The sequence below is a fragment of the Paenibacillus sp. Lou8.1 genome (assembly GCF_024213565.1).
In the GTDB taxonomy this organism is placed as follows: Bacteria; Bacillota; Bacilli; order Paenibacillales; family Paenibacillaceae; genus Paenibacillus; species Paenibacillus polymyxa_B.
Map to the genome: position 1 here is coordinate 225,916 of NZ_JANAVN010000010.1, position 25,687 is coordinate 251,602.

The 25,687-nt window shown below is 48.1% G+C and carries 26 protein-coding genes; 18 read left to right on the plus strand and 8 right to left on the minus strand.

From position 1 onward, the window contains the following. The first annotated feature begins 39 nt into the window (after window positions 1–39). From NLX78_RS16240 to NLX78_RS16265, 6 genes are all read left to right on the plus strand, one after another. Window positions 40–1,380 carry a UDP-glucose dehydrogenase family protein gene (locus tag NLX78_RS16240; protein WP_061830262.1) on the plus strand — a complete coding sequence of 447 codons (1,341 nt, stop codon included), beginning with the start codon at window positions 40–42 and terminating at the stop codon, window positions 1,378–1,380. A 14-nt stretch (window positions 1,381–1,394) separates the two neighbouring features. Next, window positions 1,395–2,372 (plus strand): LCP family glycopolymer transferase, encoded by a 978-nt coding sequence (locus tag NLX78_RS16245; protein ID WP_061830261.1) that lies wholly within the window; start codon window positions 1,395–1,397, stop codon window positions 2,370–2,372. Window positions 2,373–2,504: 132 nt separating this feature from the next. Then, entirely contained in the window at window positions 2,505–2,996 is a 492-nt protein-coding gene (locus tag NLX78_RS16250; RefSeq protein ID WP_254350973.1) for a hypothetical protein, read from the plus strand. A gap of 109 nt (window positions 2,997–3,105) precedes the next feature. Then, on the plus strand, window positions 3,106–4,026 hold the full coding sequence (locus NLX78_RS16255) for an ABC transporter ATP-binding protein (RefSeq protein WP_029516218.1): 921 nt from the start codon (window positions 3,106–3,108) through the stop codon (window positions 4,024–4,026). Beyond that, the gene (locus NLX78_RS16260; protein WP_250267682.1) at window positions 4,019–4,801 is read left to right on the plus strand and encodes an ABC transporter permease; all 783 of its coding nucleotides are present in this window, start codon (window positions 4,019–4,021) and stop codon (window positions 4,799–4,801) included. Before NLX78_RS16255 ends, NLX78_RS16260 begins: the two co-directional genes overlap by 8 nt. A gap of 242 nt (window positions 4,802–5,043) precedes the next feature. Further along, window positions 5,044–6,129, plus strand: a complete 1,086-nt coding sequence (locus tag NLX78_RS16265; protein WP_254350974.1) for an AI-2E family transporter — start codon at window positions 5,044–5,046, stop codon at window positions 6,127–6,129. An 18-nt stretch (window positions 6,130–6,147) separates the two neighbouring features. On the opposite strand, the gene NLX78_RS16270 is transcribed toward NLX78_RS16265, so the two are convergent. Continuing rightward, a complete protein-coding gene (locus NLX78_RS16270) occupies window positions 6,148–6,609 on the minus strand; it encodes a bactofilin family protein (RefSeq protein WP_061830256.1) in 462 nt (153 codons plus the stop codon). A gap of 45 nt (window positions 6,610–6,654) precedes the next feature. Then, window positions 6,655–7,686 carry a M23 family metallopeptidase gene (locus NLX78_RS16275; protein ID WP_023987449.1) on the minus strand — a complete coding sequence of 344 codons (1,032 nt, stop codon included), beginning with the start codon at window positions 7,684–7,686 and terminating at the stop codon, window positions 6,655–6,657. Between the two features lie 146 nt (window positions 7,687–7,832). Here NLX78_RS16275 and cls point away from each other — a divergent pair, with 146 nt between their 5' ends. Further along, window positions 7,833–9,263 carry a cardiolipin synthase gene (gene cls, locus NLX78_RS16280; RefSeq protein ID WP_254350975.1) on the plus strand — a complete coding sequence of 477 codons (1,431 nt, stop codon included), beginning with the start codon at window positions 7,833–7,835 and terminating at the stop codon, window positions 9,261–9,263. 195 nt (window positions 9,264–9,458) lie between these two features. Next, entirely contained in the window at window positions 9,459–10,403 is a 945-nt protein-coding gene (locus NLX78_RS16285) for a YitT family protein (RefSeq protein WP_081276708.1), read from the plus strand. A 69-nt stretch (window positions 10,404–10,472) separates the two neighbouring features. Here the strand turns inward: NLX78_RS16285 and ligD are convergent, their stop codons facing one another. Further along, entirely contained in the window at window positions 10,473–11,375 is a 903-nt protein-coding gene (ligD, locus tag NLX78_RS16290; protein WP_061830254.1) for a non-homologous end-joining DNA ligase, read from the minus strand. Window positions 11,376–11,588: 213 nt separating this feature from the next. Between ligD and NLX78_RS16295 the strand changes: the two genes are divergently transcribed. The 8 genes from NLX78_RS16295 to NLX78_RS16330 all read left to right on the plus strand — a co-directional run bounded on the left by NLX78_RS16295 (window position 11,589) and on the right by NLX78_RS16330 (window position 20,346). Beyond that, window positions 11,589–12,857: a sulfotransferase family protein gene (locus tag NLX78_RS16295; protein ID WP_254350976.1), complete on the plus strand. Its 1,269-nt coding sequence runs from the start codon at window positions 11,589–11,591 to the stop codon at window positions 12,855–12,857. After that, window positions 12,854–14,779, plus strand: a complete 1,926-nt coding sequence (locus NLX78_RS16300; RefSeq protein ID WP_254350977.1) for an asparagine synthase-related protein — start codon at window positions 12,854–12,856, stop codon at window positions 14,777–14,779. Before NLX78_RS16295 ends, NLX78_RS16300 begins: the two co-directional genes overlap by 4 nt. A gap of 53 nt (window positions 14,780–14,832) precedes the next feature. Continuing rightward, window positions 14,833–14,961, plus strand: a complete 129-nt coding sequence (locus tag NLX78_RS16305) for a paeninodin family lasso peptide (RefSeq protein WP_134902123.1) — start codon at window positions 14,833–14,835, stop codon at window positions 14,959–14,961. Window positions 14,962–15,152: 191 nt separating this feature from the next. Continuing rightward, entirely contained in the window at window positions 15,153–16,196 is a 1,044-nt protein-coding gene (locus NLX78_RS16310) for a dephospho-CoA kinase (protein ID WP_254350978.1), read from the plus strand. Next, a complete protein-coding gene (locus NLX78_RS16315) occupies window positions 16,183–16,485 on the plus strand; it encodes a lasso peptide biosynthesis PqqD family chaperone (protein WP_061830251.1) in 303 nt (100 codons plus the stop codon). Before NLX78_RS16310 ends, NLX78_RS16315 begins: the two co-directional genes overlap by 14 nt. 1 nt (window position 16,486) lies before the next feature. Beyond that, window positions 16,487–16,972, plus strand: a complete 486-nt coding sequence (locus tag NLX78_RS16320; RefSeq protein WP_254350979.1) for a lasso peptide biosynthesis B2 protein — start codon at window positions 16,487–16,489, stop codon at window positions 16,970–16,972. A 45-nt stretch (window positions 16,973–17,017) separates the two neighbouring features. Then, window positions 17,018–18,514, plus strand: a complete 1,497-nt coding sequence (locus NLX78_RS16325; RefSeq protein ID WP_254350980.1) for a nucleotidyltransferase domain-containing protein — start codon at window positions 17,018–17,020, stop codon at window positions 18,512–18,514. A gap of 20 nt (window positions 18,515–18,534) precedes the next feature. Further along, on the plus strand, window positions 18,535–20,346 hold the full coding sequence (locus NLX78_RS16330) for an ABC transporter ATP-binding protein (protein ID WP_254350981.1): 1,812 nt from the start codon (window positions 18,535–18,537) through the stop codon (window positions 20,344–20,346). 22 nt (window positions 20,347–20,368) lie between these two features. Here the strand turns inward: NLX78_RS16330 and ku are convergent, their stop codons facing one another. Then, the gene (ku, locus tag NLX78_RS16335; protein WP_013309197.1) at window positions 20,369–21,283 is read right to left on the minus strand and encodes a non-homologous end joining protein Ku; all 915 of its coding nucleotides are present in this window, start codon (window positions 21,281–21,283) and stop codon (window positions 20,369–20,371) included. Window positions 21,284–21,493: 210 nt separating this feature from the next. Here ku and NLX78_RS16340 point away from each other — a divergent pair, with 210 nt between their 5' ends. Then, window positions 21,494–21,733, plus strand: coding sequence for a hypothetical protein (locus NLX78_RS16340; protein WP_061829618.1), 240 nt, complete (start codon window positions 21,494–21,496; stop codon window positions 21,731–21,733). Window positions 21,734–21,789: 56 nt separating this feature from the next. After that, window positions 21,790–21,969 (plus strand): H-type small acid-soluble spore protein, encoded by a 180-nt coding sequence (locus NLX78_RS16345; protein ID WP_013309199.1) that lies wholly within the window; start codon window positions 21,790–21,792, stop codon window positions 21,967–21,969. Window positions 21,970–22,214: 245 nt separating this feature from the next. On the opposite strand, the gene NLX78_RS16350 is transcribed toward NLX78_RS16345, so the two are convergent. The 4 genes from NLX78_RS16350 to NLX78_RS16365 are packed head-to-tail and all read right to left on the minus strand — an operon-like array spanning window position 22,215 to window position 25,555. After that, the gene (locus NLX78_RS16350; RefSeq protein ID WP_165176411.1) at window positions 22,215–22,871 is read right to left on the minus strand and encodes a 3-oxoacid CoA-transferase subunit B; all 657 of its coding nucleotides are present in this window, start codon (window positions 22,869–22,871) and stop codon (window positions 22,215–22,217) included. Further along, on the minus strand, window positions 22,868–23,533 hold the full coding sequence (locus tag NLX78_RS16355) for a CoA transferase subunit A (protein ID WP_235307615.1): 666 nt from the start codon (window positions 23,531–23,533) through the stop codon (window positions 22,868–22,870). Before NLX78_RS16355 ends, NLX78_RS16350 begins: the two co-directional genes overlap by 4 nt. 41 nt (window positions 23,534–23,574) lie before the next feature. Beyond that, entirely contained in the window at window positions 23,575–24,315 is a 741-nt protein-coding gene (locus tag NLX78_RS16360) for an acetoacetate decarboxylase (RefSeq protein WP_254350982.1), read from the minus strand. Between the two features lie 55 nt (window positions 24,316–24,370). After that, a complete protein-coding gene (locus NLX78_RS16365; protein WP_134902140.1) occupies window positions 24,371–25,555 on the minus strand; it encodes an acetyl-CoA C-acetyltransferase in 1,185 nt (394 codons plus the stop codon). Window positions 25,556–25,687: the final 132 nt, after the last annotated feature.

A 25,687-nucleotide genomic window follows, 5' to 3' on the forward strand; every position in this document is an offset into this window, starting at 1 on the left:
CAGGATGCAATGAGACAGCATGTAAAAGGGGGAGTTGCTTTGAAGTTATGTGTAATTGGTGCAGGGTATGTCGGGCTGGTGTCAGGGGTCTGTTTTGCCGCACTCGGGAATACCGTCGTCTGTGTAGATCAGAATGAGGACAAAATTCATCAGCTGCGTGCAGGTGGGGTGCCGATTTATGAACCGGGATTAAAGGCTCTAATTAAAGATAATGTAGAACAAGGCCGACTAAGCTTTACAACAGATACGGCTGCTTCGGTGGAGGCAGCCGAAATTGTTATTTTGGCGGTCGGCACGCCTTCACTGCCAGGCGGAGAAGCGAACCTGTCCTATATTGAAGAAGCCGCCTGCGAGGTGGCAGACGCCATGAATGGCTACAAAATAATTGTCACCAAAAGCACGGTGCCTGTCGGAACGAACGAACGTATTCAAAATTGGATTGCGAGCCGCACAAACTATCCGTTTGGTGTGGCTTCGGTTCCTGAATTTTTACGCGAAGGCTCAGCAGTCATAGACACCCTACAGCCAGATCGAATTATCATCGGAGCTTCTGATCCGCATGTGTCCGCTGTGCTGACTACACTGCACGAGCCGTTGACGACAAATATCGTAACCACGGATATCCATTCGGCGGAGATGATCAAGTACGCGTCGAATGCTTTTTTGGCGACCAAAATTTCGTTTATTAATGAGATTGCAAATATTTGCGAAAAGGTGGGCGCAGACGTTACACGCGTGGCACACGGTATGGGACTAGATCAGCGGATCGGTTCCTCCTTTTTGTCTGCTGGTATCGGCTATGGGGGTTCCTGTTTTCCCAAGGATACACAAGCTCTGATCCAAATTGCAGGTAACGTGGACTATGAATTCAAGCTGCTGAAATCTGTGGTGGAAGTGAATCAAGGGCAACGTTTTAACGTGATTCGTAAACTGAAAGAGGCGCTGGGTGATCTGGAGGGAGCTACGATTGGTATATGGGGACTGGCCTTTAAACCGAATACAGATGACGTAAGAGATGCCCCGGCGCTGGATATCATGCAGTCTCTGCTGGAGGCAGGGGCGCAAATTCGTGCGTATGACCCGATCGCTACCGCTAACTTCCGCAGACTGCTCGACAGCTCGGAAGTAACGTGGGCAGATAGCGCACGAGAAGCGGCAGAGGGATGTGACGCACTGTGTCTATTGACGGAATGGGAAGAGTTTGGTGATATCGGGTTGGGTGAGCTGAATGAGCTTATGAAGTATCCAATTATGATTGACGGACGCAATGTGTACAGCGAAGAGCAGATCAGACAATCCGCCTTTGCATACTATTCTGTCGGCAGGCCACAGATGAACAATCTGGATGTAGATCGTCATCAGTCTGTAGTGAATCCGTAAAGGGGAGGCTGCGTATGAAACGATGGCTGAAGGTGACATTGGGGGCTGCGGCGTTAATGGTCGTAGGGGCTACTGCCTACACCGCTTATGTGTATCATTCCTTTAAAACAGCGGCGAATGCGATGTATCATCCGCGCAGCATCGTGCAGCCTGGGGCGGTTTCTACCCTTGCAACGGGCGGAGCAGGGCGATCTGTAGGTACAGATACGGGATCAAGTACACCCAATCCGGCAGCCATCTCCCAGTTCAAGCCGTTCACCGTGCTGGTGCTGGGCGTAGATCGGCGGCCTCACGATCCAGGACGATCGGATACGATGATCGTTTTGTCTGTTAACCCTGCCGAAGGCTCTATGTTGATGTTCAACATTCCGCGTGATACGCGAACAGAGTTGATCGGCAAGGGGCGTGAGGACAAAATCAATCACGCTTTTGCTTTTGGGGGCGTGGATATGTCGATTCGTACGGTTGAGCATTTTTTGAACCATCCGATAGATTACTATGTGCAGATGAACATGGAAGGGTTTGCGAAAATGGTGGACCTTATGGGGGGAGTGGAGGTTCATAATCCACTTGATTTTCAATATGAGGGCCATCATTTTGCGCAGGGTAATTTGAACTTGAACGGGGCTGAGGCGTTGGCCTACGCTCGTATGCGATTCGATGATCCACGTGGAGATCTCGGAAGAAATGCCCGCCAGCGGGAGCTCCTCAAGCAAATTCTGGCCCAGTCCATCAGCAAGGAAGGGCTGTTGAGGGTAAAGCCGATACTGGAGGCAGCGGGGGAGCAGATTCGCACAGACATTACCTTTGACGATATGACCACTTTCCTGACCCGGATCGGTCCGTCCCTCAAGCAGATGGATACCGTTGAACTGAAGGGACAGGGGCGTAAAATCAACGGTGTATATTATTACATTGTGGAGGAGCAGGAACGCCAGCGTCTCCATGGAGTGCTGGAGAAGCACATGCTTACCACGGCCATATCGCCTTAGGTAAGCTTTATGTAGACGGGTGCCCTATTTGGGAGGTCACCCGTAATTTCCTTCTAAAGACTTCTAAACAAGGCTTGTCCCACATACATCTGTAGAGAATTCGGTATAGTCCAACAGAAGGAGGGGCAATGTGTGCTGTTTAGAAGGAGAGCGGCTTCGGCGTTCGTCCGTAAGCTATTATATTTTGCCATCATATGTGGATTGTTATGGCTGCTGTGGTTGGGTCTGCGTGGGGTGGTGTCTACAGGCGAGGGCGATCAAGCGGTAGAAGCACTGAACGAGTTCTACACTATGGAGCAATCGGGAAATTTCGGAGGATCATGGGAGTTTTTTCATTCGCAAATGAAAAAGAAATTCGAGAAATCTACGTATGTACAGCAGCGTGCGCACGTTTTTATGCAGGATATGGGGACGGATACGTTCACGTTTGAACTGGGGGAGCCGCAGGCTGAATATGACATTCGTACCGATCCGAATGGAGAGGAGTTAGGGAAGGTTTACCGTATTACGGTCACTCAGCATTACAAGACCCGATTCGGTAATTTTGATATCGTACAGCCTTGTTATGTGACACAGGAAGATGAGAAATGGCGGGTGCTTTGGATATACAAGGACAAGGAATAGAGGCTGCGTGGTGTTTCTAAAAGGTTAAATATGGTACAATACTTCCAAAACCGGAAATGTAAAGTAAAATGGATAACAGCTTCACTCCGGATGGAAGGAGTTTCATAGTATGCAGCAAGCGACAGGACAGGTTCCCGTCATACGTATGGAGGGTGTGAGTAAAATCATTTCCTCAAAAGCGATCGTGGATGATCTGACGCTGGAGGTTCCGGCGGGACAGGTATTTGGTTTCCTCGGACCCAATGGTGCGGGAAAAACGACTACCATCCGTATGATGGTTGGCCTGATTTCGATCAGCAAGGGCGATATTCATATTTGTGGAGACAGCATTAATACCGATTTTGAAAAGGCCGTTTCCCATGTCGGCGCAATTGTTGAGAACCCGGAGATGTACAAGTTTTTGACAGGCTATCAAAATTTGCAGCATTTTGCGCGAATGTCTCCTGGGGTGACCCAAGAGCGCGTGGATGAAGCGATTCGTTTGGTGGGACTCGGAAACCGAATTCATGACAAAGTAAAAACCTACTCGCTCGGGATGCGGCAGCGACTTGGGGTAGCTCAGGCGATTTTGCATCGACCGAAGCTGCTCGTGCTGGACGAGCCGACCAACGGCTTGGACCCGCAGGGTATTCGAGAACTGCGGGATTATTTGCGTCAATTGACCCGTACGGAAGGAATTACCGTGTTCGTATCAAGCCATTTGTTGTCCGAGATGGAGCTGATGTGCGACCGTGTAGCCATTATTCAGAGCGGACGGCTGGTTGATATCAAGCAGCTGAAGAATACAGGGGAGGAAGTGCAGACGGCAGAAATTGCTTTTGAGGTAAATGATGCCGAGCAAGCTTATGCGCTTGCTGGAGCAGGGCGCGTCGAAGGCAATCAACTGCTGCTTCACTTGGAGCGGGAACAGATCGCAGAGATGAACAGCCTGCTGGCTGCAAACGGAATTAAAGTATATGCGATTCGCCCGGTTGCCCGTACGCTGGAAGATCAATTTTTGGAAGTGACGGGAGGCGGGTTCATTGGCTGATTTTTTCAAGTTGGTACATAACGAAAATCTGAAAATTTACCTGCGTGTGCGCACATGGATTATGCTGGGTCTGCTGGCGGTCATCACGGCTGCGATTCCGATGCTGATTTCCCTGGTTTCCGATCAGGTCAGTGTGTGGGATGGAATTGCGTTGACGACGTTGTTTACATTTTTCCTCAATACGACGTTTACGGTCATTGTAGCCGCTGATTCGGTGGCTGGTGAATTTACTTGGGGAACGATTAAGTTGTTGCTCATCCGACCTTGGACTCGCAGCAAAATATTGTTGTCCAAGTATATATCCGTGATTTTGTTCAGTTTGCTCGGAACGATCATTTTGATCTTGATGGTTACGCTGTCCTCATGGCTGATGTTATCCAAGGATGCACCAGCGGGTTCTGTTCCGCTGTTCAGTGATCCGATATCTTATGTAACGCTGAACTTCTTGTATAGCTATATCGCCTTATTCGTGACGATGGCCTTTGCATTTATGCTATCCGCAGTTTTCCGTTCCAGTGCCTTGGCGATTGGGCTGTCGTTGTTCATGATGTTCACCAAAACAGTCTATAACTCTATTGGCTTGTTCAGCACAGATCGTTATGAATGGACCCAATACGTACTATTTACACATATGGATCTGAAAAAATATCTAGATATGCCGCCGGGAACAGTAAGTTCCAGTCTAACCTTTTCGCTCACCGTGCTGGCCGCCTATTATGTGATTTTTATCGCCATTGCCTGGGTGGTTTTCGTAAAACGGGATGTTTCGACCTAAATGGAAGTGCCATAGAGTAACACAAAGGACGTTCAAATGCCTAGCATTTGGACGTCCTTTTTATTATTTCAGGAATTTGCAAAATATTCATTTTACGCTATTTTATCCTGTATCTATGTTATTTTTGCTGCACATTCTGAGTGTAGGGGTATATTGTAATCTATTTTCAGCAACAATCAATCAATAGGGTCATTTTGCGTTTAAAGAGGTAGAGAGAACAGAACAGAGGGGGGCCGCATGATATGCTGCAAAATAATCGTTTTTTTCGTCTGACTACTGGTATTGTCATGCTATTACTCATCATTTACTTGGGTACCAAAGTAAGCTTTATATTCAGTCCTCTCGTATCTTTGGTCAGCTTGCTGGTTGTACCGTTGATGCTATCTTTTTTCCTCTATTATTTATTCAGGCCGATTGTAGATGTAATGGAACGTAGAAAAATCAAACGATCTATCTCCATCTTGCTGATTTATTTGGTCATTGGAGTGTTATTGTTTGTTTTCTCATGGGGTGTGTGGCCTACGCTGCGTGATCAGGTAACCAATTTATTTGAAAATGCGCCGAAGCTCATTAAAAGTCTGGTTGATCAATTGAGCCAATGGCGGCATAATCAATCCTTGAGACAAGTGCTGCCTCCGGGTGAAGACCCGCTGTCACAACTGTCAGATACGTTGAACGAAGCTTTTTCGACACTGTCTGATTACTCGGTAAAGCTGGTATCGTTCGTATCCTACTTTTTTATCGTATTGGCTACTTTTCCTATATTGCTCTATTACATGTTGAAGGAAGGGAGCAAGTTTGGCCCTAAAATGCTAAACTTCTTTCCTAAAAAATATCACAAAGACGCGTTGGAGGTCATGGAAGATATCGATAGCGCGCTTAGCAGCTTTATCGTGAGTCGGGTGCTGATCAATGTCGCGTTGGGTGTGATGATGTTCCTTGGATTTTTAATTATTGGTTTGCCTTATGCCTTGCTGCTCGCCGTTATTTCGATTTTTCTTAATTTTATTCCCTATGTGGGGGCAGTGGCTGCTTCTATACCTGTAGTTATTATTGGATTTCTCGAATCACCTTCGATGGCGCTCTGGTCGCTGGTCGTGGTGATTGCTGCACAGCAAATTCAGGATAATTGGCTGTCACCTATAGTTTTTGGCAAACAGCTGGATATTCATCCGTTGACTGTCGTTATTTTACTGTTGGTTGGTGGCGACCTGCTCGGGATTCTGGGCATCATTTTGGTGATTCCATTGTATATGTGCGGAAAAATTGTCATACGTAAGGTGTACCAATTATTTTTGGAACGCAGAGTGGAGGATATTATGGAATGAATGGAGTGTATACTGATTTTATCCTGCTTCGGATTGCAGATCGGCTTGGCTGTCCTCCCTGTTTTTGCTGAAACTAGATTGGGTTTCGTCGTTTGACTCATCCGTAGAAGTTGACAACTCTACATCCTTTGTTCGGTTCATTTGACTTGTGCCGTCCAGTACACCGCCTTCAGATATGACCAATGCAGCGGTCGCCGTATTTCCGTACAGTTCACCTGTCGGCGTAATGGTCAGTCGTCCTTCTGTAGTAATGCTGCCGAACACCTTACCGGCAAGAATGACGTCTTGTGCGATGATGTCCGAACGTACCACAGCAGATTCTCCAATGACGACAGTACGAGTGCTGCGGATATCGCCCTGAAAATGACCGTCAATCCGAATATTGGCCTCTGCCTCAACTGTACCTTCAAAGCTGGTGCCATTAGCGAGCAGTGTATCCATAGCTGGGGCGGAGAGCTTTTTTTTGGATTCCTTGAACATGATGGTTTTCCCCCAATCTTTTATTGTAAGGATTTTGAAAAGTCCTCATTGTACATACAGTAATGGATCGACAGGTTGGTTATGCTTGACGATCTGAAAATGAAGATGAGGTCCCGTGCTTCTCCCGGTACTTCCTAACAGACCGATGGTCTGTCCTTTGTGGACACGATCTCCCGGAGCCACCTGCATGCCGCTCAGGTGCATATACCAGCTCTGGAGTCCGTCAGGATGCTGGATGATGATGCACTTGCCGCGGGCTCCGCTAGAAGCAGCCTCCAAGACGGTACCTGCTCCTGCTGCATAGACTGGATCACCGGTTTGTCCGGCAATGTCCACGCCTGAATGAAAGGCAGATCTACCCGTAAAAGGGTCGCTGCGATAGCCGAAGCTGGAGGTCATTCGCCGTGAACCTACAGGCCAAACGGAGGGATTCCCTTGTTCGGCAAGAGCCAGCCTACGGGTCTGGAGTAGCTGTGCGGCTTGTTTGCGCTCCAGATTCTGCTGTACGGCATTTGCTTGCTGAATAGAGCGGGGAACCGTACGTTCCACCGTGTCCAACAGAGATTCGATCTCCTGAAAATCATCCATTGCCTGGCGAGTTAGGAGGGCAGTATTTTCATGCACTGCGATCAGTTCACCTCCAATATGGCCGGAAGCATCCCAGGAGAGCGGCGTCATGGTCTTTTTATGGTTACTTGTGGCAGATGAGTTTCCGTGTTTACGAATGAATTGCTGCATTTGTTGTTCCAGCTCTGTTACGCGCTGAAGGCGTTCACGAATATTGGTGGCTTGATTCGTCAGCTCCATGACTTCCTGCCGTAGTCGCCCAATGGCTGCATCCTTGTCCGCTACCGTGACCTCCATCTGCAAACTCTGGACAGCAAGATTCGTTTCCATTTGGGAGATAATATGGGAAGAACGGATTTGCAGCCCGATCACGAGTGTAGAGATAGACGCGATCACAAGAGTTGGGACGAGAATGACAGCGGCTGTAGAGCATTGTAGCTGCTTGGGCGGTTGCTGTGCATCCCGAATAACAAGCAGGGTCATCCGGCGATTTAGGCTTCCTTTTTTCATAATCGCTCCTTTCCGGACATCGCTCCTATAGTGCTTGGTTACTATCTATTCAGCTTAAGAGGCAAACATGTCAAAAAAATTGGAGCTTAGTATAAAACGTAGATGAGGATTTTGCAAAATCCTAAGATATATAAGGAGGCTTAGACATGCTGTGGTTGCTGTTGGTTTTAATTGTTTTTATTTTTCAGACCGGGACGATCCTGCTCTTTGAATTTCGCAAGCCGTCCAAAGCGGTAGCCTGGCTCTTTATTTTGTTTTGCTTCCCGCTCATTGGCTTTGTCGTGTACTACTTTGTTGCACAGGATTATCAGAAGCGCAAAATGGTCCGAAAAGGGGGATCGCAGCTGTTTCGTGAATTTCGCGAGCGTCTGTGGGCGCAATCCAAAGTGATTGAACAGGTGGAGCAAATGCATAATCCTCATTTCAAGCATCAGGAGCGCCTGTTTAACCAGTTAATTCGCATGTCGGAAAACCCGTTGACTGGATGTAATCGCACACGTGTGCTGACGAACGGTGAAGAAACCTTCGAGGCTATGCTGACAGCGATGGAACAAGCCCAACATCATATCCATGTGGAGTTTTACATATTTCGGGCCGATGAAATCGGAAGAAAGTTTCAAGAGGTCATGATCCGCAAGGCACGTGAGGGAGTAAAGGTACGATTCGTTGTGGACGGTGTAGGAAGCTACAATTTGCCTTATTCCTTTATTCGTACCTGTAGTGAGGCGGGAGTGGAATTTCATTATTTTCTACCTCCGTTTTTCGCCACGTTGGATCGCCGGATCAACTATCGCAATCACAGGAAAATCGTGGTGGTGGACGGCATGATTGGATTTGTGGGTGGGATTAATATAGGCGACGATTATCTCGGAAAATACCCCAAAGTGGGTTTTTGGAGGGATACGCATTTGCAGATTGAAGGAGATAGCGTCTATTTTCTGCAAAATGCATTTCTTAGCGACTGGAAGCTGGCCTCAGGGGAGAGATTGATGGATGTGAATTTATTTCCTCCACATACCTGCACCGGGGATGAGGAAGTACAGATTTTGAGCAGTGGTCCCGATCAGGTATGGGATACGATTCAGGAAATGTGTTTTGGTGCGCTCACGGTTGCCAAAAAGCGGATTTGGATTACGACGCCGTATTTTATTCCCGATCCGGGGATTCATGAGGCGCTCAAGCTGGCAGCAGTCAGTGGCGTAGATGTGAAAATTATTATTCCCTACCAATCTGATTCGAAGCTGGTTCATCTGGCGTCTTTATCCTATGTGCAAGAATTGTTGGAGACAGGGGTGGAGTTCTACCAATATCGAAAAGGATTTATTCACGCCAAAGTGGTGATTGTCGATGATTTACTCGGCTCGGTCGGGACCGCCAATATGGACATGCGCAGCTTTTTCTATAATTTTGAGTTGACCGCTGTAGTTTTTGCTAATTCAGCGCTGGAACGGCTTTCGGCAGATTTTGTAGAGGACATTTCCAACTCCTCACGCATTGATTTGAACGTGTTCCGCAGACGGCCTCGATCTCAGAAAATAGCTGAAATTCTAACTCGCATGCTCTCTCCACTCCTTTAAAGGCGATTTTCGCCGTTTTTATCGCTATAATCCCGCTTTATTGTGATTTATGTGCTCTTTGCTAACTTTTTTGCGCAAAATCGCAGTTTTATGGTATACTATTCATATAACACAAGCGCGGTAAAGGAGAGGGGACTGCGGATAGCAGCCCCTTTTTCGGTCCAATATACCATACTGTAACGGGGGGATTTATATATGAGTGTAGTGAGCAAGGAAGTCCAAAATCTGTCTGAGATCACAGATGTGACCGGAGAGTTGACCAAGATCAGCAAAATTCCAGCTAATCCGAAGAACAAAGTAAAACGCCTGTTTCAGCGTGCAGCCATGATTGTGGTTGGTGCCGCTTTGATGGCAGTGGGATTGGAAATATTTCTGGTTCCTAACGGCGTTATTGACGGAGGCGTTACAGGTATTTCCATCATGGCCTCCAAGATTACTGGCTATCCGCTCGGTATTTTCCTGACCCTGTTGAACCTTCCATTTTTACTTATCGGCTACAAACAAATCGGTAAAACCTTCGCTTTATCCACATTATTCGGTATCGTCGTTATGTCCATCGGAACCGCGTTACTTCACAATGTAAGTGCATTGACTCCTGGCGAACCGCTGCTCGGCGCTATTTTTGGGGGCGTTATTCTCGGTGTTGGGGTGGGTCTTGTGATTCGGTCCGGCGGCTCGCTGGATGGGACAGAGATCGTAGCTATTCTCGTCAGTGAAAAAACTCCTTTTTCGGTCGGTGAGATCGTACTGTTCGTTAATATCTTCATTCTGGGAAGTGCAGGTTTTGTGTTCGGTTGGCCAAATGCCCTGTATTCCATGATTGCTTATTATATCGCCATGAAAATGATTGATATTACGATTGAAGGTCTGGATCAGTCCAAATCGGTCTGGATTATTAGTGAAAAATACCGTGATATCGGGGATGCCCTGACAGACCGTCTTGGACGGGGCGTCACTTATCTGGAAGGTGAAGGCGGCTTTACGGGCGAAAGCAAGAAAGTGATTTTCGTCGTCATTACCCGACTGGAGGAAGCGAAGCTGAAGAGCATCGTTGAAGATTGGGACCCGCACGCTTTCGTTGCGATCGGTAACATTCACGATGTGAAGGGCGGACGTTTTAAGAAAAAAGGAATACACTAGCGCAAGGGGACAATTTCTCAGCCTAATGGCTGCGGGGTTCGTCCCCTTTTTTGTTCTTCCAAGCATGGATCAGGTTCGGTGTGCCTTGGTGCGCATATGCTTGAGGACGTCTTCTACGGGCTGGGGAGGAACCTTGTCGATCAAGTCGCCTACCTGGTTTAGTCGTTCCTCAATATTCAGCAAATGGTAGTCAAGTGGTGATACATCTTGCCTTACCTCTTCCCAGGTTAGCGGAGTAGAGACCGTAGCACCGGGGCGTGCCCGCGGGGTATAAGGAGCGGCCAGAGTTTTCCCCTGATAATGCTGCAAGTAATCAAAATAGATGGCTGTTCCACGATCCTTCTTTAACCGTTCGAGTGTGAACAGATGCGGGTGCTTTTCTGTCACAAACTGCCCGACTAATAGCCCGATGCTGCGAAGTTCATCGAAGGTTATGCCTGTACGGATCGGAACGATAATTTGTACACCTGTAGCCCCGGATGTTTTGGGGACGGAATCCAAACCAAGCGAAGCCAGTACTTCACCGACAATAGAGGCGGCCTCCATAATACGTGGCTCCACCTCTCTGGATGGATCAAGATCAATCATCCATTCACAGGGCAGCTTGCTTCCCGTTTCATGCAGAGAGGGATGGAATTCCAACGCAGCCTGATTACCAAGCCAGAGAAGTTGTGGCAATTTGCCGAGCACGATATATTCAATTCCGTCATGCAGAGCGGTTTCAATATAGTCCGGGCGAGGACGTGGGGCATTTTTTTGGTAAAAAAAATCACCATGAATCCCATGTGGCCAGCGGATGACGGTCAGCAGACGATGATGGCAATATTTGAGCAGGAAGGGAGCCAATACCGCGAGCTTGCGAAGATATAGCGCCTTAGTCACGCCTGCTTCAGGCCACAGCGGTTTATCTGGGTTTGTGATAGGAATTTCCTGACCTTCAATGGTAATTGTACCTTTAACAGCTTGTCCCATAGTGCTATCCTCCTTTGGCTAATATGCAGGAAATCTTTATTTACAGGCTGATTGTTGAGCTCATAGATCTACATATGGTTTAACATGAACGTGAAGTGCTGAATTTATCCATCAAAGGGATTGACAAGATACATTATGTATCATAAATTTATAATAAAAAATACGATATGTATCTATCAAAATGTCTTGAGCAGAGGTAGAGGAGGAGTTTGCTTGATTGAAAAGCAAGGCGGAGGGCTGGTATTCCTGTTAAGTGTCCCTCGGAGTGGAAGCTCGCTGCTTACCGCCATTTTGCAAAACCATTCCCGCCTGTTTGCCACGCAGGAAATGTGGTTTCTGCTCAGTTTATATGATCTTCCTCAGTCACATGCACGGCCATATGGAGGAACAGGGATACTTCGGCAATTTTTTGAAGGTATGGTCCCCCCCGACGTATTGGAGCAGGCCTCCCGTTCGTATGCACTTGAAATATATAATGGTCTGCTTCAAGGAACAACAGCAGATATGCTTATCGACAAATCCCCGCGTTACTATACGGTTTTAGAATTTATAGACCGTTTATTCCCTGCTGCCCGCAGGCTGTGGCTTATCCGGAATCCTTTGGCCATTGTGGCCTCATTCAAAAAGGTTAATCAGCTACGGCATGGACGTTTTCAACTGCTGGAGGAACTGGGGGGTCCGCATTTTAATATGAAAATGACGGATATTACGGTTGGTTTATTCCGTTATGCTCATTATTTTGCTACACCTCATCCACTTGCATACCCGCTTAGGTATGAACAACTCGTATCCAATCCAACGATGGAGATCGAGAAGCTGTGCGATTTTCTGGGAATCAAGTACGAGCTGGGGATGGAAAAGTACGGGGACTTTGCGGATACGCCCAAATCCAGTCTTTTTTATAGTATGGGAGCGGGTGATCCCTTCGTAGGAGAGCATGAGCAGGCGCATCAAGATTCGGTACATAGCTGGCAACACTTGTTGAGTAAAACGGAAATTGAGCTGTATTGCAGAAGCATTGGGTCCCGCATGTTTAAGCAGCTTGGTTACGCGGAAGAGCTGGAGCAGGCTGAGCAGATGACTGGAGTCCGCTTTGAAGATGAGCCGGATATAGAGTTGCTGAGTCGACGTACACAACAATTCCTCCAGCAAAGCGGCTTTGAATGGAAGGTAGCTTATCGGATGCTGGAAGAACAGGATGCAGATAACAGAGAACTCGTGATAAATGCAACCCGTCATGCTGCACCTCAAGATCCGGCAAGGATGCATGTGGACCAGATCGTGAACGATCGGCGGATTCAATCCCTGGAAAACAGGTTGGCACATAGCTATGAGGAGCGAAACCGTCTTATAGCTCAGCTCCAAAGCTATCAACGCCCAAATCAAGGTCTCCGATATCGCAGCCTTTTTTCCCGTAAGCTCGGGCGCTTGGCGTCTGTAGTGTTATCAAGTATAGGAAAAGAAAAAGGGGGAAGAACGTGAGTGCGATTGCCGGAATCTATAGCTTTGGGCATGAGTCCGTATGCACCGAAGAAGGCGGGAAAATGATGCAAGCTCTGCGAAAATATCCCGCTGACCGCGTATGCGCTTGGTGTGAAGGCTCTATTTTTTTGGGTTGTCATGCCCAGCATGTGACCCCGGAATCTGTTCATGAGCGTCTTCCCTTCCATGATGAGCTAAGAGATTTGGCAATCACAGCGGATGCAATTATTGACAACCGTTCCGAGCTGTTTGAACGGCTGGGAGTTGAGCAGGAACGGCGACAAGATATCACGGACAGCGAGCTGATTTTGCTGGCATATGACAAATGGGGAGTGGATGCAGCCGGTTATCTGATAGGTGATTTTGCCTTTGTTATTTGGGATGCCAAGGAACATCGATTATATGGTGCTCGAGATATGACAGGCAATCGTACGTTGTACATCTACCAGCATGACCGAGGATTCGCGTTTAGCACGGTAGTCGCTCCGCTTTTGGCCCTGCCCTCTCTGCGAAAAGAATTGTATGAGCCATGGCTGGCCGAATTTTTGTCCATCCGAGCCATGCAGGAATCCGTCGATATCGGAACGACCGCATACAAGCATATCAACCAGCTTCCTCCTGCACATTGGTTCACGATGGAGGAGGGAAAGCGAACCCTTCATAAATATGCATGTCTGGATGAGGTAGAGCCACTGCGGCTCAAAACAGGGGGCGAGTACATAGAAGCTTTCCGCGAGGTGTTCACACAAGCGGTCACTGCCCGACTACGGACGCATCGCGCTGTAGGGGCTGCCCTAAGTGGAGGGCTGGATTCTGGAGCGGTTGCCAGCTTTGCCGCACCATCGCTGCACTTGCAACAAAAGCCGCTGCATGCCTACAGCTATGTGCCTGTTCAAGATTTTACAGACTGGACACCGCCTACATTGCTGGCGAACGAACGAGGCTATATTCAGTCTACGGCTCGCTATGTGGGCAACATTCACGAGAATTATATGGATTTTGAGGGGAAAAGTCCGTTTTCAGAAATTGATATTTGGCTGGAACTCATGGAAGCACCCTACAAATATTTTGAAAACTCCTTCTGGATCAGAGGTTTTTACGAAAAAGCACAGGAGCACAATGTCGGTGTACTGTTGACCGGGGCACGAGGCAACTTTACCGTATCGTGGGGCCCTGCACTAGACTATTATGCCCGGCAGTTTCGTCGTTTGCACTGGTTGCAATCCTTTCAGGGATTGTGGCGGTACAGCAAGCTTACGGGCAGGCGTATGTCACATCTACTCCCCGTAATGTTGAAAAAAGCGACTTCACTTGAATCTCATTCATGGTTGCGGCGTAGCAATCGAAGTCCCGTTCCTTCCCTGATTCACCCGGAGTTTGCCAAACGGATGCATGTAGAAGATATTCCTGTATTGAGCGGAACAGGTTGGATAAAAAATGCCGATCAGACGAGAAAAGAGAAGTTCTCAAATTTGGCGATTGCCAACAAAAATGGTGTGGTTGCGACCAAACTTTCACTACGTTATGGCCTATGGGAACGTGATCCGACCGGGGACAGCCGGGTAATTCGTTTTTGCTTATCGGTGCCTTTTGAGCAGTATGTGCAAAACGGTCGGGACCGTGCCCTCATTCGTAAAGCCATGCGTGATCATCTACCTGATGATGTTCGGTTGAACCAGCGGGTACGCGGCGTGCAGCCTGCCGATTGGCTACATCGTATGCTTCCTTGCTGGGATACGTTTATGGGGGAGCTTCAACTGATGTGTCATGATTTACGAGCGGCTGAATATCTCAATATTGAGTTAATAAAGACGGCTATGGCGAAACTTCGCCACCCCCGCCCTGAACAGGCGTCTGATCCAAATATACGACTACTAATGCATAGCCTGATCGTGTACCGTTTTCTCTGTGGATTGAACTGATTCAGATTGATCTGGCCGGACAGTTCGTCATTCGTTGGAGGGGAGGTGATGAAATGAGTAAAAAAGAATGGCAGGAACCGACGATAGAGGTGTTGGATATTAGCCAGACCATGGCGGGGAAAGGCTGGAGACAGATTGATTGGGTGTCCGACCACGATGCCGATATTTATAATCCAAGCTAATAGATGGTTATACATGCAGCCGATGTTGGACTGGAAGCCAGTCAGCTCGGCCCATAACGATTGAATGAACGAAAATAGCACAATCCATTGGACTCGTATTCAATACAGAGCCGTCTTTATTTCTTTCGGGTTAGAGATTTTGCCCAAGAAATAAAGACGGGATTTTTAAGGACAGAGGAGTGAGTCCTACCGTGCATGACAGGAGTGCAAATGTTAGTTGGACGAAATATACAGCCTTTGGACTCAGGATTGCCAGTGAACTGAATCTGCCTGAGCTGCTCCTGGCAGCACCGGAAGCAGTAGAGGATGTAGTCATTCGACAGGCTGATTTGACTGCATGGAGTGGTCAGCTGGAACAGGCCAATTTTGTGATGCTGGATGAACGATTTATGTTCCAAATACCAGGCACGGCCATTTATGCCGTCAGGGAAGGCAAGGAAATCGAGGTAAGCATATTCTCCGGGGCCGATCCTGACACCGTGCGGCTATTTGTACTGGGTACGTGCATGGGTGTTCTGCTGATGCAAAGACGAATATTACCTATTCACGGAAGTGCGGTCGTCATTGGGGGGAGGGCCTACGCATTTGTGGGTGAATCGGGGACGGGGAAATCGACACTGGCGGCTACTTTTAGGCAGGCAGGTTATCAGATGGTTAGTGATGACGTGATTGCTGTAGAAGCTACGGCTTCCTCAGCCATCGTGTATCCAGCTTATCCGCAGCAAAAGCTGGGGTTGGATAGCTTGCTCCAACTGGAGGCTTTACGGGAGAACAAGCATGCACGCACAATAAATCACATACGGTCCCTAACGGATGGCAATTCTGTAATGCCACAATACAGAGATTTTCGTATGCTTGCAGATGAGCTGAATAAATATGCCGTACCCGCCGTAGATGAATTTTTTAACGATCCGCTGCCCTTAGGAGGCGTATTTGAGCTAGTGGCAGATTCACCAATCCGTGCGTTGATGCGCGAAGGGGAGTTAGTGGCAGTTACGGAACAGCCCTTGAACGTTCTGGAGTGCTTGCATACATTACTACAACATACATATCGTAGGGTGATTATTCCGCGAATGGGTTTGAGTGAATGGTCGTTTGATACAGCGGCTAGGATGGCTCGTAAAGTAGAGGGCTGGCGGCTGCTGAGGGATAGTTCCGTCTTTACTGCGTCCGAGGTTGTACAACGGGTACTTGATATCATTCGTAAGGAGGAAAAGAGTTATGGGAGCCACTAATCCAGCTAAAGATCAGTATCGCGTCATTTACGGTGAAGAGGTCTACGTCAGTGATATGGACGGGGAAAAAGTGATGATGAGTATTAACACTGGTAAATATTACAACTTAGGCTTCACAGGAGGACGAATCTGGGAACTGGCAGAATCCGGTCCTTCACTTGGCGATATCGTAACTGTCCTGACGAACGAATATGAGGTGGACGAGGAACAGTGCAGACAGCAGGTACATACCTTTGTGGCTGAGTTGGAGCGGGAAGGACTGTTAAAGCTTCTACGGGAGTCGGTATAATATGCGGATACAACGGCTTCTTCTCCTGTCTCCAGAGGTCAGGAGATTGTTGCCGGAAGCTTGGCTGGAGCTGGGATGGGCGAGGCTGCGCCAGCGTCGTTCTTTTGGGGATTACTCAAGGATTTGGGGCATATGTATGGAAGAAACTCCATGGCAGTGTGATGTCGGGCAGGAGAAGTCCATTCAGCAGATTTCGCACGCTGTGGAGCTGGCAAGCCGTTATACTCCTTGGCGCAGTAGTTGTCTTGTACAAGCCGCTGCGGCGATGACGTTGCTGGGACGTAGAAAACTGGACTGCACGCTGTATCTGGGCACAGCCAAAAATGCCGCTGGCCGCTTGGCCGCACATGCATGGGTACGTAGCGGACCGATTTATGTCACGGGGAAACGGGAGATGGAAGCATTTACGGTGGTGGGGATATTCGGGAGACGTGCTGTGACGGATACAAATACAAAGATGGCAGATAAAGGTAGTTCTTTACTTTAAGGCGATGAGACAAAAGAAGTCCAAAGAATCGAAGGAGAAGAATGCATGCCCACCAAGTCTGTTTTGGAACTTGCGAATTGGAATGAGGATCAGGAATTAACGTTGTTACTCTCTCTATTGGGGAAAGACTTTTCTCATTCGCAGGATAAGACTGCTGCTACCCAGCTGCGTGAGATGGATTGGGTCCGCTTTTTACGTCTGACCGAGCACCATCGAGTGGTACCTACGGTGTATCTCCAACTGAAAACATTGAATCATCCGTTCATTCCCGCAGAATTGTTGCGAAACCTTCAGGCGCAATATCATCGAAACACGCTTCGCATGCTCCATCTTCAAGCAGAAGCCGGGCGTCTGACCAGGCTGCTCATAGCTCATGGAATCCGTGTGCTTATGCTGAAGGGTCCTGCTCTGGCGCAGCAATTGTACGGGGATGTTTCTCTGCGTACCTCCAAGGACATCGATTTACTCATTGCCCCTGACGATATGGATGAGGCTGAGCATTGGATGAAGGAAGCCGGATATGCGTCCAAGAGCGGGGAAGTGCGTGTCCTTGGCAGTTGGAAATGGAAGGACCATCATGCATCCTACCTCCATCCGCAAAAGCGGGTAGAGATAGAGTTGCATTGGCGTCTTCACCCGGATGGGGGTGGGGAACCCTCTTTTGACGAGCTGTGGAGCTGTCGGCAAATGGGTAAAGCTACAGGAGCCAGTCGGATGGTACCGTTGGCACCTGCCGACAACAGGACTGCGATGACGTCCTGTATGTATACGCTTGGCAGCGAGCATCAATTTCTGTACTTGAGTGCGCATGGTGCGCGTCACGGCTGGTTCAGGCTGCGCTGGCTGGTTGACATCGACAGGCTTGCGGCATGTGCTGTCGATTGGGAGGCGCTACTGCCGATGATGCGCCGCTACGGGGGCCTGCCTGCTGGCGGGCAGGCCTGGGCGCTCGCCGCTGCGCTGTTGGGTACGCCGATACCAGAGCCGATGCGTCCGGTATCGGCTACCCGGCAGGCGCACAGGCTCGCGCTGAGCGCGCTGGCCTTCATGCAGGCCAGCGTTCCCGCACCATACCCGATTGCCCACGGGTCGGGTACAGGTAGGCTTGCTCCATCAGAGCTGCTGCGCAGCAGAGCTTTGGCGGAGCAAGCGGAGGCCGCCCCTCTGGATGGCGGTCCTTCATTGTGTAGTACCTGTGGCGAAGCAGCCATGCTTGCCACCATTGGCGTTACTAGCATCACAGAAGGTGACAGTAACGACGACTATAGCCCGATGAGCACCGCTACCAGTTGTGCCCCCATTACTCCAGCTGCCGCCTCCAGCCAAGTCATGACCAGAAACACGGCGGCTGCCCATCAGCCGGTCAGCCGCACTTACTTGCTTTCCTTAAAAGAGCCAAGACACAGACTAAGTTACCTCATCAGCCGTTTGTTTCCTTCTACGGGGGATTCGGCCGTTTTTCCACTGCCTCGCCAGCTGCATTTTTTGTATATCCCTTTACGTCCATTTCTTTGGCTGAAGCGGCGATTTTCAAAGCACTGACTCGATAAGGAGTGTGCATTATGGTTCACCTGCGATTATATATGACAAAGCTGTATAGCGTGAACGGCGGTGCGTTATTTCTCAATATTGGATGTATGATCATTGTTAGCCTGCTGGAGGGTTTTGGCATTTATATGCTTGTTCCTATGCTGGCGGCCATCGGCGTATTTGTCGGTCATTCAGGGATGCCATTTCTGTCTGATGGATTGGATCATTTTTTGGCGTTCATTCCTAAAAGCTGGCTGTTGCCGGGGATGTTGATGGTTTTTGTAGTGCTGCTTACAGGGCAGGCTTTGCTTCAGCGTTACCAATCCATCCTGAATTCGCGGATTCAGCAGCGTTTTATGCGTTCTCTGCGAGTAGACGTGTACACTTCCTTTATGAAGGCGCAGTGGGCTTTTTATTTGCGTCAGCGTAAATCTGATTTTAGCCATGTGATGACGACTGAGCTGGCGCGTGTCAGTCAGGGAACGAATTTGCTTCTTCAACTGACTACAGCCGTCATGTTTACGCTGATCCAGATTGCGCTGGCTTTTTGGTTATCCCCCTCTTTAACCGGACTGGTATTTCTGAGTGGATTGGGGCTGTTTGTCGTGTTCCGCCGCTCCATTCGAAATGCCAAACAATTAGGGGATCGTACGACTGAGCTATCGCAGGTTTATTTTGCTGGAATTACGGATCACATGAACGGCATGAAAGATATTAAAAGCAATCTGTTGGAAGCGGCGAATATCCATTGGTTTCGCTCCCTGACACAACGAATGGAGGATAATACGACCCAATTTGTCCGGCAAAATGCGACCACACAGTTTTTTCATCGTACAGCGGCAGCTGTTTTTGTCGCTTGTGTCATATTTATATCGTTGCAGTGGTTGCATGTTACATCTGAAAAACTGATTGTGCTGATTCTTATATTTTCCCGCTTATGGCCCCGATTTGCCCTTATTCAAGCGAGTCTGGAATACATCATGTCTATGATCTCCGCTTTTGAAAGTGTCACCAAGGTGCAACAGGAGTGCGAAGCTTTCTCCGATCCATCGGTATTCAAACTATCATCTGCATCTGTACGGCAACCCCTGTCCCTTCGTCATGGAATTGAATGCAGCCATCTGGGTTATCGCTACGATGGTGCAGCAGAGCCTGCGCTGCATCGTATCAATTTGTTCATACCCGCGCGGGGAATGACAGCCATAGTAGGGAAATCGGGAGCAGGTAAAAGTACAATGGTCGATGTCCTGATGGGTTTTTTACGTCCAACTGGGGGGCGGATTACAATAGACGGGCTTGTTCTGGACGACGAATTGTTGCCCCAGTGGCGGCAGTCGTTTGGCTACGTGTCACAAGACCCATTTTTATTTCATGCGACTGTCCGCGAAAATTTGATGCTGGCAGATAAGGATGCTAGTGAGCAGCAACTATGGGAGGCGTTACATTTTGCAGCCGCAGACAGCTTTGTATCCAGACTGCCCGAAGGGCTGGACACGGTCATTGGAGATCGCGGGATTCGTCTGTCTGGAGGAGAACGTCAACGGCTAGTATTAGCACGGGCTGTCTTGCATCATCCTCCGGTACTTATACTAGATGAAGCGACAAGTGCGCTGGATGGTGAGCATGAAGCTGCAATTCAGGCAGCACTGGAACGGATGAAAGGTCAAATGACGTTGATCGTCATCGCTCACCGCCTGTCAACCATCAGACATGCAGATCAAATTGTCGTACTGGATCAAGGCGAGGTCATACAGCAGGGGAACTACCGCCAACTGGAACAAGAGGAGCGGGGGGCGTTCAGTCAGCTACTATCGTATCAAAGCAGTCTCACCGCCACCCCTTAGCCAGACTTTTCTGTAACTCAGCTTAAGTTTCTTTACGTTTGGCAGTGCTTCTTTTCTTTTTGACTGGAGTCGGAGAGATGTTCTCGCCTGCAACAGCCTGCTGTGCTGTTGGGGCTGCTGGTTTACGCGCAGGACGTTTTTTCGCAGCAGGGCCGGGATCGGTAACGACAGGTTGCACTGCCTCGATGCTGGCCTGAAGGGCGGCCATTAAATCTACTACGTTGGTCTGAGGTTGTGTTGGGGCGATTCGCACCTCTTCACCAGCCACTTTATGCTGAATGAGATCCAGCAGACGCTCGCGGTACTGATCCGTATACTTTGCTGCATCAAAAGGTGTAGATAGCTGCTCGATCAGCATTTTTGCCATGGTCAGCTCCTTCTCTTTAACCTCCTCCTGCCCCGGTAAGTTAGGAACTTGAGCAATGGGGCGAATTTCATCGGGGTAAAACATCGTCTCCACCGCCAAACATTCATCCAACACCCGAATAGCCGCCAGACTGCTTTTAGAGCGGATGGAGATTTGGGCAATCCCTATTTTCCCGGTATCCTTCATCGCATTCATGAGCAGCTTATACGCATTGGAGCCAGCTTGATCCGGGGATAAATAATACGTTTTCTGAAAGTAAATCGGATCAATTTCCTGCAAATCCACAAAATCCAAAATGACAATATTTTTATCCGCTTGTCCGCTAACTTGCTCCAGTTCCTCCTTGTCGAACATGACAAATTTTCCTTTTTCATATTCGTAGCCTTTTCCAATTTCCTCCCATTCAACCTCCTTATCACAAACAGGACACTTTCGTACATAGCTAAGTGGGCTTCCACACTCCTTATGAATATAACGCATGGAAATGTCCTTATCCTCCGTCGCTGAAAACATTTTAACGGGCACATGAACCAGCCCGAAGCTGATTGCGCCTTTCCAGACCGTATGCATAACGCCAGTCCCCCTTTTCTTAAATCCTCATTTTGTATCCTTCGATTCCAACGCTCGGCTGTGAGCATATCCATTTTTCACTTAGTATGCTTCGTACAAGTGATTGTATGAGGTGCAAATGAAGGCTGAGAATTACTTCTGCTTGCGCATGGTTACAACAATTTTGGTGCATAGTAAGGCATATCCGATTCAAAAGGAGGTACACAATTTATGTCCGGAAAATCCTTTCCTCGGCAAATCAGGCATCGTGTAGGTCAAAACCATGTCGCCTTTCGGGGACCCGCCGGAGGAGAACAGGATGCATTGCCGCCAGAGTTTGCCCTTTCCCATGGAATCCAACCGCCTTTTCCCATAGCTGTGGCTCATGTGGATTTGGAGGCTGTAGTTTCAACTTCGCCTTCTCATAGCATCCCTTCATTAGATGTTGAACGGATTATAGATGAAGACTAGGTGAACTATATTTCTGAATGAATGCAGACAACAACAATCAGGAGGGGAAGAATAGCATGAACGTGGAACGAGCAAAAGCTATTTATGATTCGCCCGATACCATTGCCGTACAATTGGATGGTAAACCGATCTGGATTGAGCATGTAGACGAAGCGAACGGTATGGCCACTGTACAGATAGGTAGCAGACCCACCAATACCCAAACCGTCCGTGTGGATCGTCTGGAAGAACAATAGAAGAGGAGCACCAAAACAGATTTTTTTCCATAGTATGGGGTATAGCTGTAGAAAGATCTTGGACAGCTGTAGTCTTTCATCGCAGAATGCTGCTTGAAAGGTCCCACTCCAACAAAAAAAGGCTCGCAATTGCTCAATGAGCAATTAGCGAACCTTATTTGTAATAATAAATGCAGTCGAGAGAGCATGTTAAACGCCAGACAAGTTAATTTGAAGGTGCAGCTGGTTCCTTTCTATGATGACCTTTATACTGCTATGGCTCTCAAATGTGGTGAAACCATCAGTTTAGCCTCTGTTGCTAATTGAACATCTTCCACCGACAAACCCGGAGCAATTTCTTTTAGCATCAGCCCTTGACCCGGAATAACATCGATGACAGCCTTTTCGGTTACTATGGTCTTTACAACATTTACAGCGGTCAGGGGCAGTTTACATTGTTCCAGTATTTTCGGAGCTCCATTTTTGTTCACATGCTCCATGGCTACAATCACTCTCTTGGCTCCGACCACCAAATCCATGGCTCCCCCCATGCCTGGCACCTTTTTCCCTGGGATCATCCAGCTTGCAAGGTTGCCTTTCTCATCGACCTCCAGGGCGCCCAGCACGGTGATATCCACATGCCCTCCGCGGATGATGGAAAATGAAAGTGCACTGTCAAAAAAGCATGCTCCTTCCATAGTTGTAACGTAGTTTCCGCCTGAATCGATACAATCGAGCCTTTCTTTTCCCTGAGCCGCTTTGGGGCCTACACCGAGGATTCCGTTCTCCGCCTGCAGCATAATATGAATGTCCTCGGGGATATAGTCCACTACCATTGTAGGCAATCCGACACCAAGGTTGACAACTTCACCATTTTTGAATTCCTGGGCTATTCTTCGAGCAATAAATTCTCTGTTATTCATGCGTTTTCACCCACCTTTACAATTGCGTCGACAAATATTCCGGGAACGTTGACATGATTGGGGTCAATTTCACCCGTCTTTACGTATTCGTCTACCTGAGCAACTACATACTCTGCCGCTGTAGCCATAACCATATTGAAGTTACGTGAAGAACCGTTGATGACAAGATTCCCCGCTTCATCAGCCTTATGGGCTCTAATTAATGCCACATCGGCTTTGAGCGGCAGTTCGAGCAAGTATTCCTTTTCATCAATTTTGATTTTCTGTTTTCCTTCCTCTACAACGGTGCCTACACCTACAGGTGTTAAAACCCCGCCCAAACCGGCTCCTCCTGCGCGTATTTTTTCAGCGAGCGTGCCTTGCGGGAAGAGTTGGACCTCAGCTTCTTTCGTCATCAGGAGCCTTCCCGTTTCTGGATTGGAGCCGATATAGGATGCAAAAATCCGCTTTACTCTACCGCTTTTTACAAGTTTATAGATAGATAATTCCGGTGTGCCTGTGTCATTGGAAACAATCGTAAGATTGCTGGCAGGATTGGTGTCGACAAGCGCACGAACCAGGTCCTCTGGAAAGCCTCCTGCCAGAAAACCTCCGACCATCACCGTGTCTCCGTCTTTGACCTTCTTAACTGCTTCTTCAGCGGAGATTACTTTGTTATTCATGGTTCCTTCTCCTTATATATATATTTTTAGGAAAGCAAACTTTATTGGAGATAGTCGTAGAGGACGCTTCCATATGGAAGCGTTAAATCAGCAATAAAATGTTTCCCGCCAATATAAGCTTTAACCGGCAAATCTGCCACTGGAGCGTTGACATGGGGGATCAAGCTTAATCTGGCAGGCCCTGACCAGGCGCCTTTTACAGTAATGTTCTCGAGATTATACGCTACTAATTGAGCGATTTTGGGGGTACCGTCAACATCAGGAATTAGCTTTAAATTAACTTGCGTTTTTGCGATGGCTTTTGCCGTTTCCTTTTCATCAAGAATGTTATATTTGAAAGGCATAGTTCCCGTGGCCACCAGGACGTGATTATAATGCAATGTACCCGTCAGCGTCTCCGTTTCCTCCACGCTCAGGCGAGGCTTTGCCCATTTTTTCGGAAATCCCCAGACTTCGCGTCCCCCCAGAATAGCAGGCGCGTTATCCAAATACATTTGGGCGACAAAATTGCAGGGTTCTCCTTGAAAAGTACATGGAATGACAATACCGCTTTCCTCATAGCATCCTAAACCGGATGAATCGGGCATCTTGATCCATTCATAGGAGACCGTATTGCTTCCATCCGGCTCAAGAGGCTCTGGGACCGCCTGTCTAATCGCAGCAGGATCGGTCTCATAGGTAATGATAAAAAATTCCCGGTTGATGAAGCGGTATGGTGGGCGCCCGTAGCTGCCGCTAGCCGCAGGCATAGATTGGAGTGAAAGTACATCTTTTTGATTCATAGCGATCTCCCTTCCTTTTAAGAGATAGTTCTAAAAGTCATCCTGAACACGCACTTTAAATGAGCGCATTTTCAACTAGCATGGCTATTCCCATTCCTGTTCCGATGCATAACGAGGCGATGCCGTAGCGTGAAGATCTTCGCACCATTTCGTGAACCAACGTAGTCAATATCCTAGCACCGCTGGCACCGACAGGATGCCCGATCGCGATTGCGCCGCCATTGACATTCACCTTCTCCGGACTGACCCCTAGCTCTTTCACTACCGCTAATGCTTGTGAGGCAAACGCTTCATTAATTTCAAAAAGATCAATGGCATCGATGGATATACCTTGCTGCTTAAGAAGTGTCGAAATGGCTTTCACTGGCCCCATTCCCATATATGCAGGGTCAACGCCAACAAGTGAATATCCCTTGATATATGCCAATGGCTTTAATGCATGTTCCTTGCATTTGTCTTCCGACACTACAAGCACGGCCGCCGCGCCATCATTGATTCCTGAAGCATTTCCAGCGGTAACCGTCCCGTTCTCCTTAAATGCAGGTTTTAATTGAGAAAGTTTTTCTTGCGTTGTATTTCCTCTTATGTGTTCGTCCTCTGTGAAAGAAATAGTTTCTTTTTTGGTTTTGATCATGACCGGAACAATTTGCTCTTCAAAAAGCTTCTTGTTTTTTGCTTCTACGGCTTTTAGCTGGCTTTGATAGGCAAATTCGTCCTGTTCAAGTCTTGAAATTCCATATTTCTCGGCAACATTTTCTGCGGTAATTCCCATATGGTAATGGTTGATCGGGCACGTAAGGCCGTCGGCCACTAGGGAGTCTACCAACTCACCGTTGCCAAGTTTGTAGCCGTTTCTTGCATTCCTTAGCAGGTAAGGGGCATTCGACATGCTCTCCATGCCTCCGGCCAAGACGATGTTGCCTTGTTCAGCCAATATTGAATTGTAAGCTAAAGCAACGGCATGAAGTCCTGAACCGCAAACCGTGTTTATCGTTGTTTCGGGTACATCAATAGGGATACCGGCTTTTAATGCCGCCTGTCTGGCAGGATTTTGTCCATTGCCCGCCTGAAGAACATTTCCCAAATAAATCTGATCAATCAAAGAAGGCTCTAATTTACTTTGCTGAAGGCATGCTGTCATCACAGTTGCCCCCAGTTCGGAAGCGCTTAGAGGCGCAAGGGTTTTGTTAAAAGAGCCGACCGCTGTTCTCAACGGGCTTACTAAAGCTACTTTTTTCATTAAAAACTCACATTCCTTTCGCTGTGTTCAAAACACAATACATCCATGATTGCACTTCAATTCGTAATTTCCGCTCTTAACCTACGAGAAGCAGCGACTGCAAGATACATTTGCATGCGGGCATATCATGGT

What these genes read in the sequence shown, in the direction of transcription:
- NLX78_RS16275 (WP_023987449.1), bottom strand. Translation starts at nt 7,686, where the DNA reads ATGAAAAAAGGAAGCCTAAATCGCCGGATGACCCTGCTTGTTATTCGG.
- NLX78_RS16285 (WP_081276708.1), top strand. Translation starts at nt 9,459, where the DNA reads ATGAGTGTAGTGAGCAAGGAAGTCCAAAATCTGTCTGAGATCACAGAT.
- NLX78_RS16265 (WP_254350974.1), top strand. Translation starts at nt 5,044, where the DNA reads ATGCTGCAAAATAATCGTTTTTTTCGTCTGACTACTGGTATTGTCATG.
- NLX78_RS16270 (WP_061830256.1), bottom strand. Translation starts at nt 6,609, where the DNA reads ATGTTCAAGGAATCCAAAAAAAAGCTCTCCGCCCCAGCTATGGATACA.
- NLX78_RS16355 (WP_235307615.1), bottom strand. Translation starts at nt 23,533, where the DNA reads ATGAATAACAAAGTAATCTCCGCTGAAGAAGCAGTTAAGAAGGTCAAA.
- NLX78_RS16255 (WP_029516218.1), top strand. Translation starts at nt 3,106, where the DNA reads ATGCAGCAAGCGACAGGACAGGTTCCCGTCATACGTATGGAGGGTGTG.
- NLX78_RS16350 (WP_165176411.1), bottom strand. Translation starts at nt 22,871, where the DNA reads ATGAATAACAGAGAATTTATTGCTCGAAGAATAGCCCAGGAATTCAAA.
- NLX78_RS16320 (WP_254350979.1), top strand. Translation starts at nt 16,487, where the DNA reads ATGCGGATACAACGGCTTCTTCTCCTGTCTCCAGAGGTCAGGAGATTG.
- NLX78_RS16360 (WP_254350982.1), bottom strand. Translation starts at nt 24,315, where the DNA reads ATGAATCAAAAAGATGTACTTTCACTCCAATCTATGCCTGCGGCTAGC.
- NLX78_RS16340 (WP_061829618.1), top strand. Translation starts at nt 21,494, where the DNA reads ATGTCCGGAAAATCCTTTCCTCGGCAAATCAGGCATCGTGTAGGTCAA.
- ku (WP_013309197.1), bottom strand. Translation starts at nt 21,283, where the DNA reads ATGCATACGGTCTGGAAAGGCGCAATCAGCTTCGGGCTGGTTCATGTG.
- NLX78_RS16330 (WP_254350981.1), top strand. Translation starts at nt 18,535, where the DNA reads ATGGTTCACCTGCGATTATATATGACAAAGCTGTATAGCGTGAACGGC.
- NLX78_RS16345 (WP_013309199.1), top strand. Translation starts at nt 21,790, where the DNA reads ATGAACGTGGAACGAGCAAAAGCTATTTATGATTCGCCCGATACCATT.
- NLX78_RS16325 (WP_254350980.1), top strand. Translation starts at nt 17,018, where the DNA reads ATGCCCACCAAGTCTGTTTTGGAACTTGCGAATTGGAATGAGGATCAG.
- ligD (WP_061830254.1), bottom strand. Translation starts at nt 11,375, where the DNA reads ATGGGACAAGCTGTTAAAGGTACAATTACCATTGAAGGTCAGGAAATT.
- NLX78_RS16315 (WP_061830251.1), top strand. Translation starts at nt 16,183, where the DNA reads ATGGGAGCCACTAATCCAGCTAAAGATCAGTATCGCGTCATTTACGGT.
- NLX78_RS16305 (WP_134902123.1), top strand. Translation starts at nt 14,833, where the DNA reads ATGAGTAAAAAAGAATGGCAGGAACCGACGATAGAGGTGTTGGATATT.
- NLX78_RS16365 (WP_134902140.1), bottom strand. Translation starts at nt 25,555, where the DNA reads ATGAAAAAAGTAGCTTTAGTAAGCCCGTTGAGAACAGCGGTCGGCTCT.
- cls (WP_254350975.1), top strand. Translation starts at nt 7,833, where the DNA reads ATGCTGTGGTTGCTGTTGGTTTTAATTGTTTTTATTTTTCAGACCGGG.
- NLX78_RS16245 (WP_061830261.1), top strand. Translation starts at nt 1,395, where the DNA reads ATGAAACGATGGCTGAAGGTGACATTGGGGGCTGCGGCGTTAATGGTC.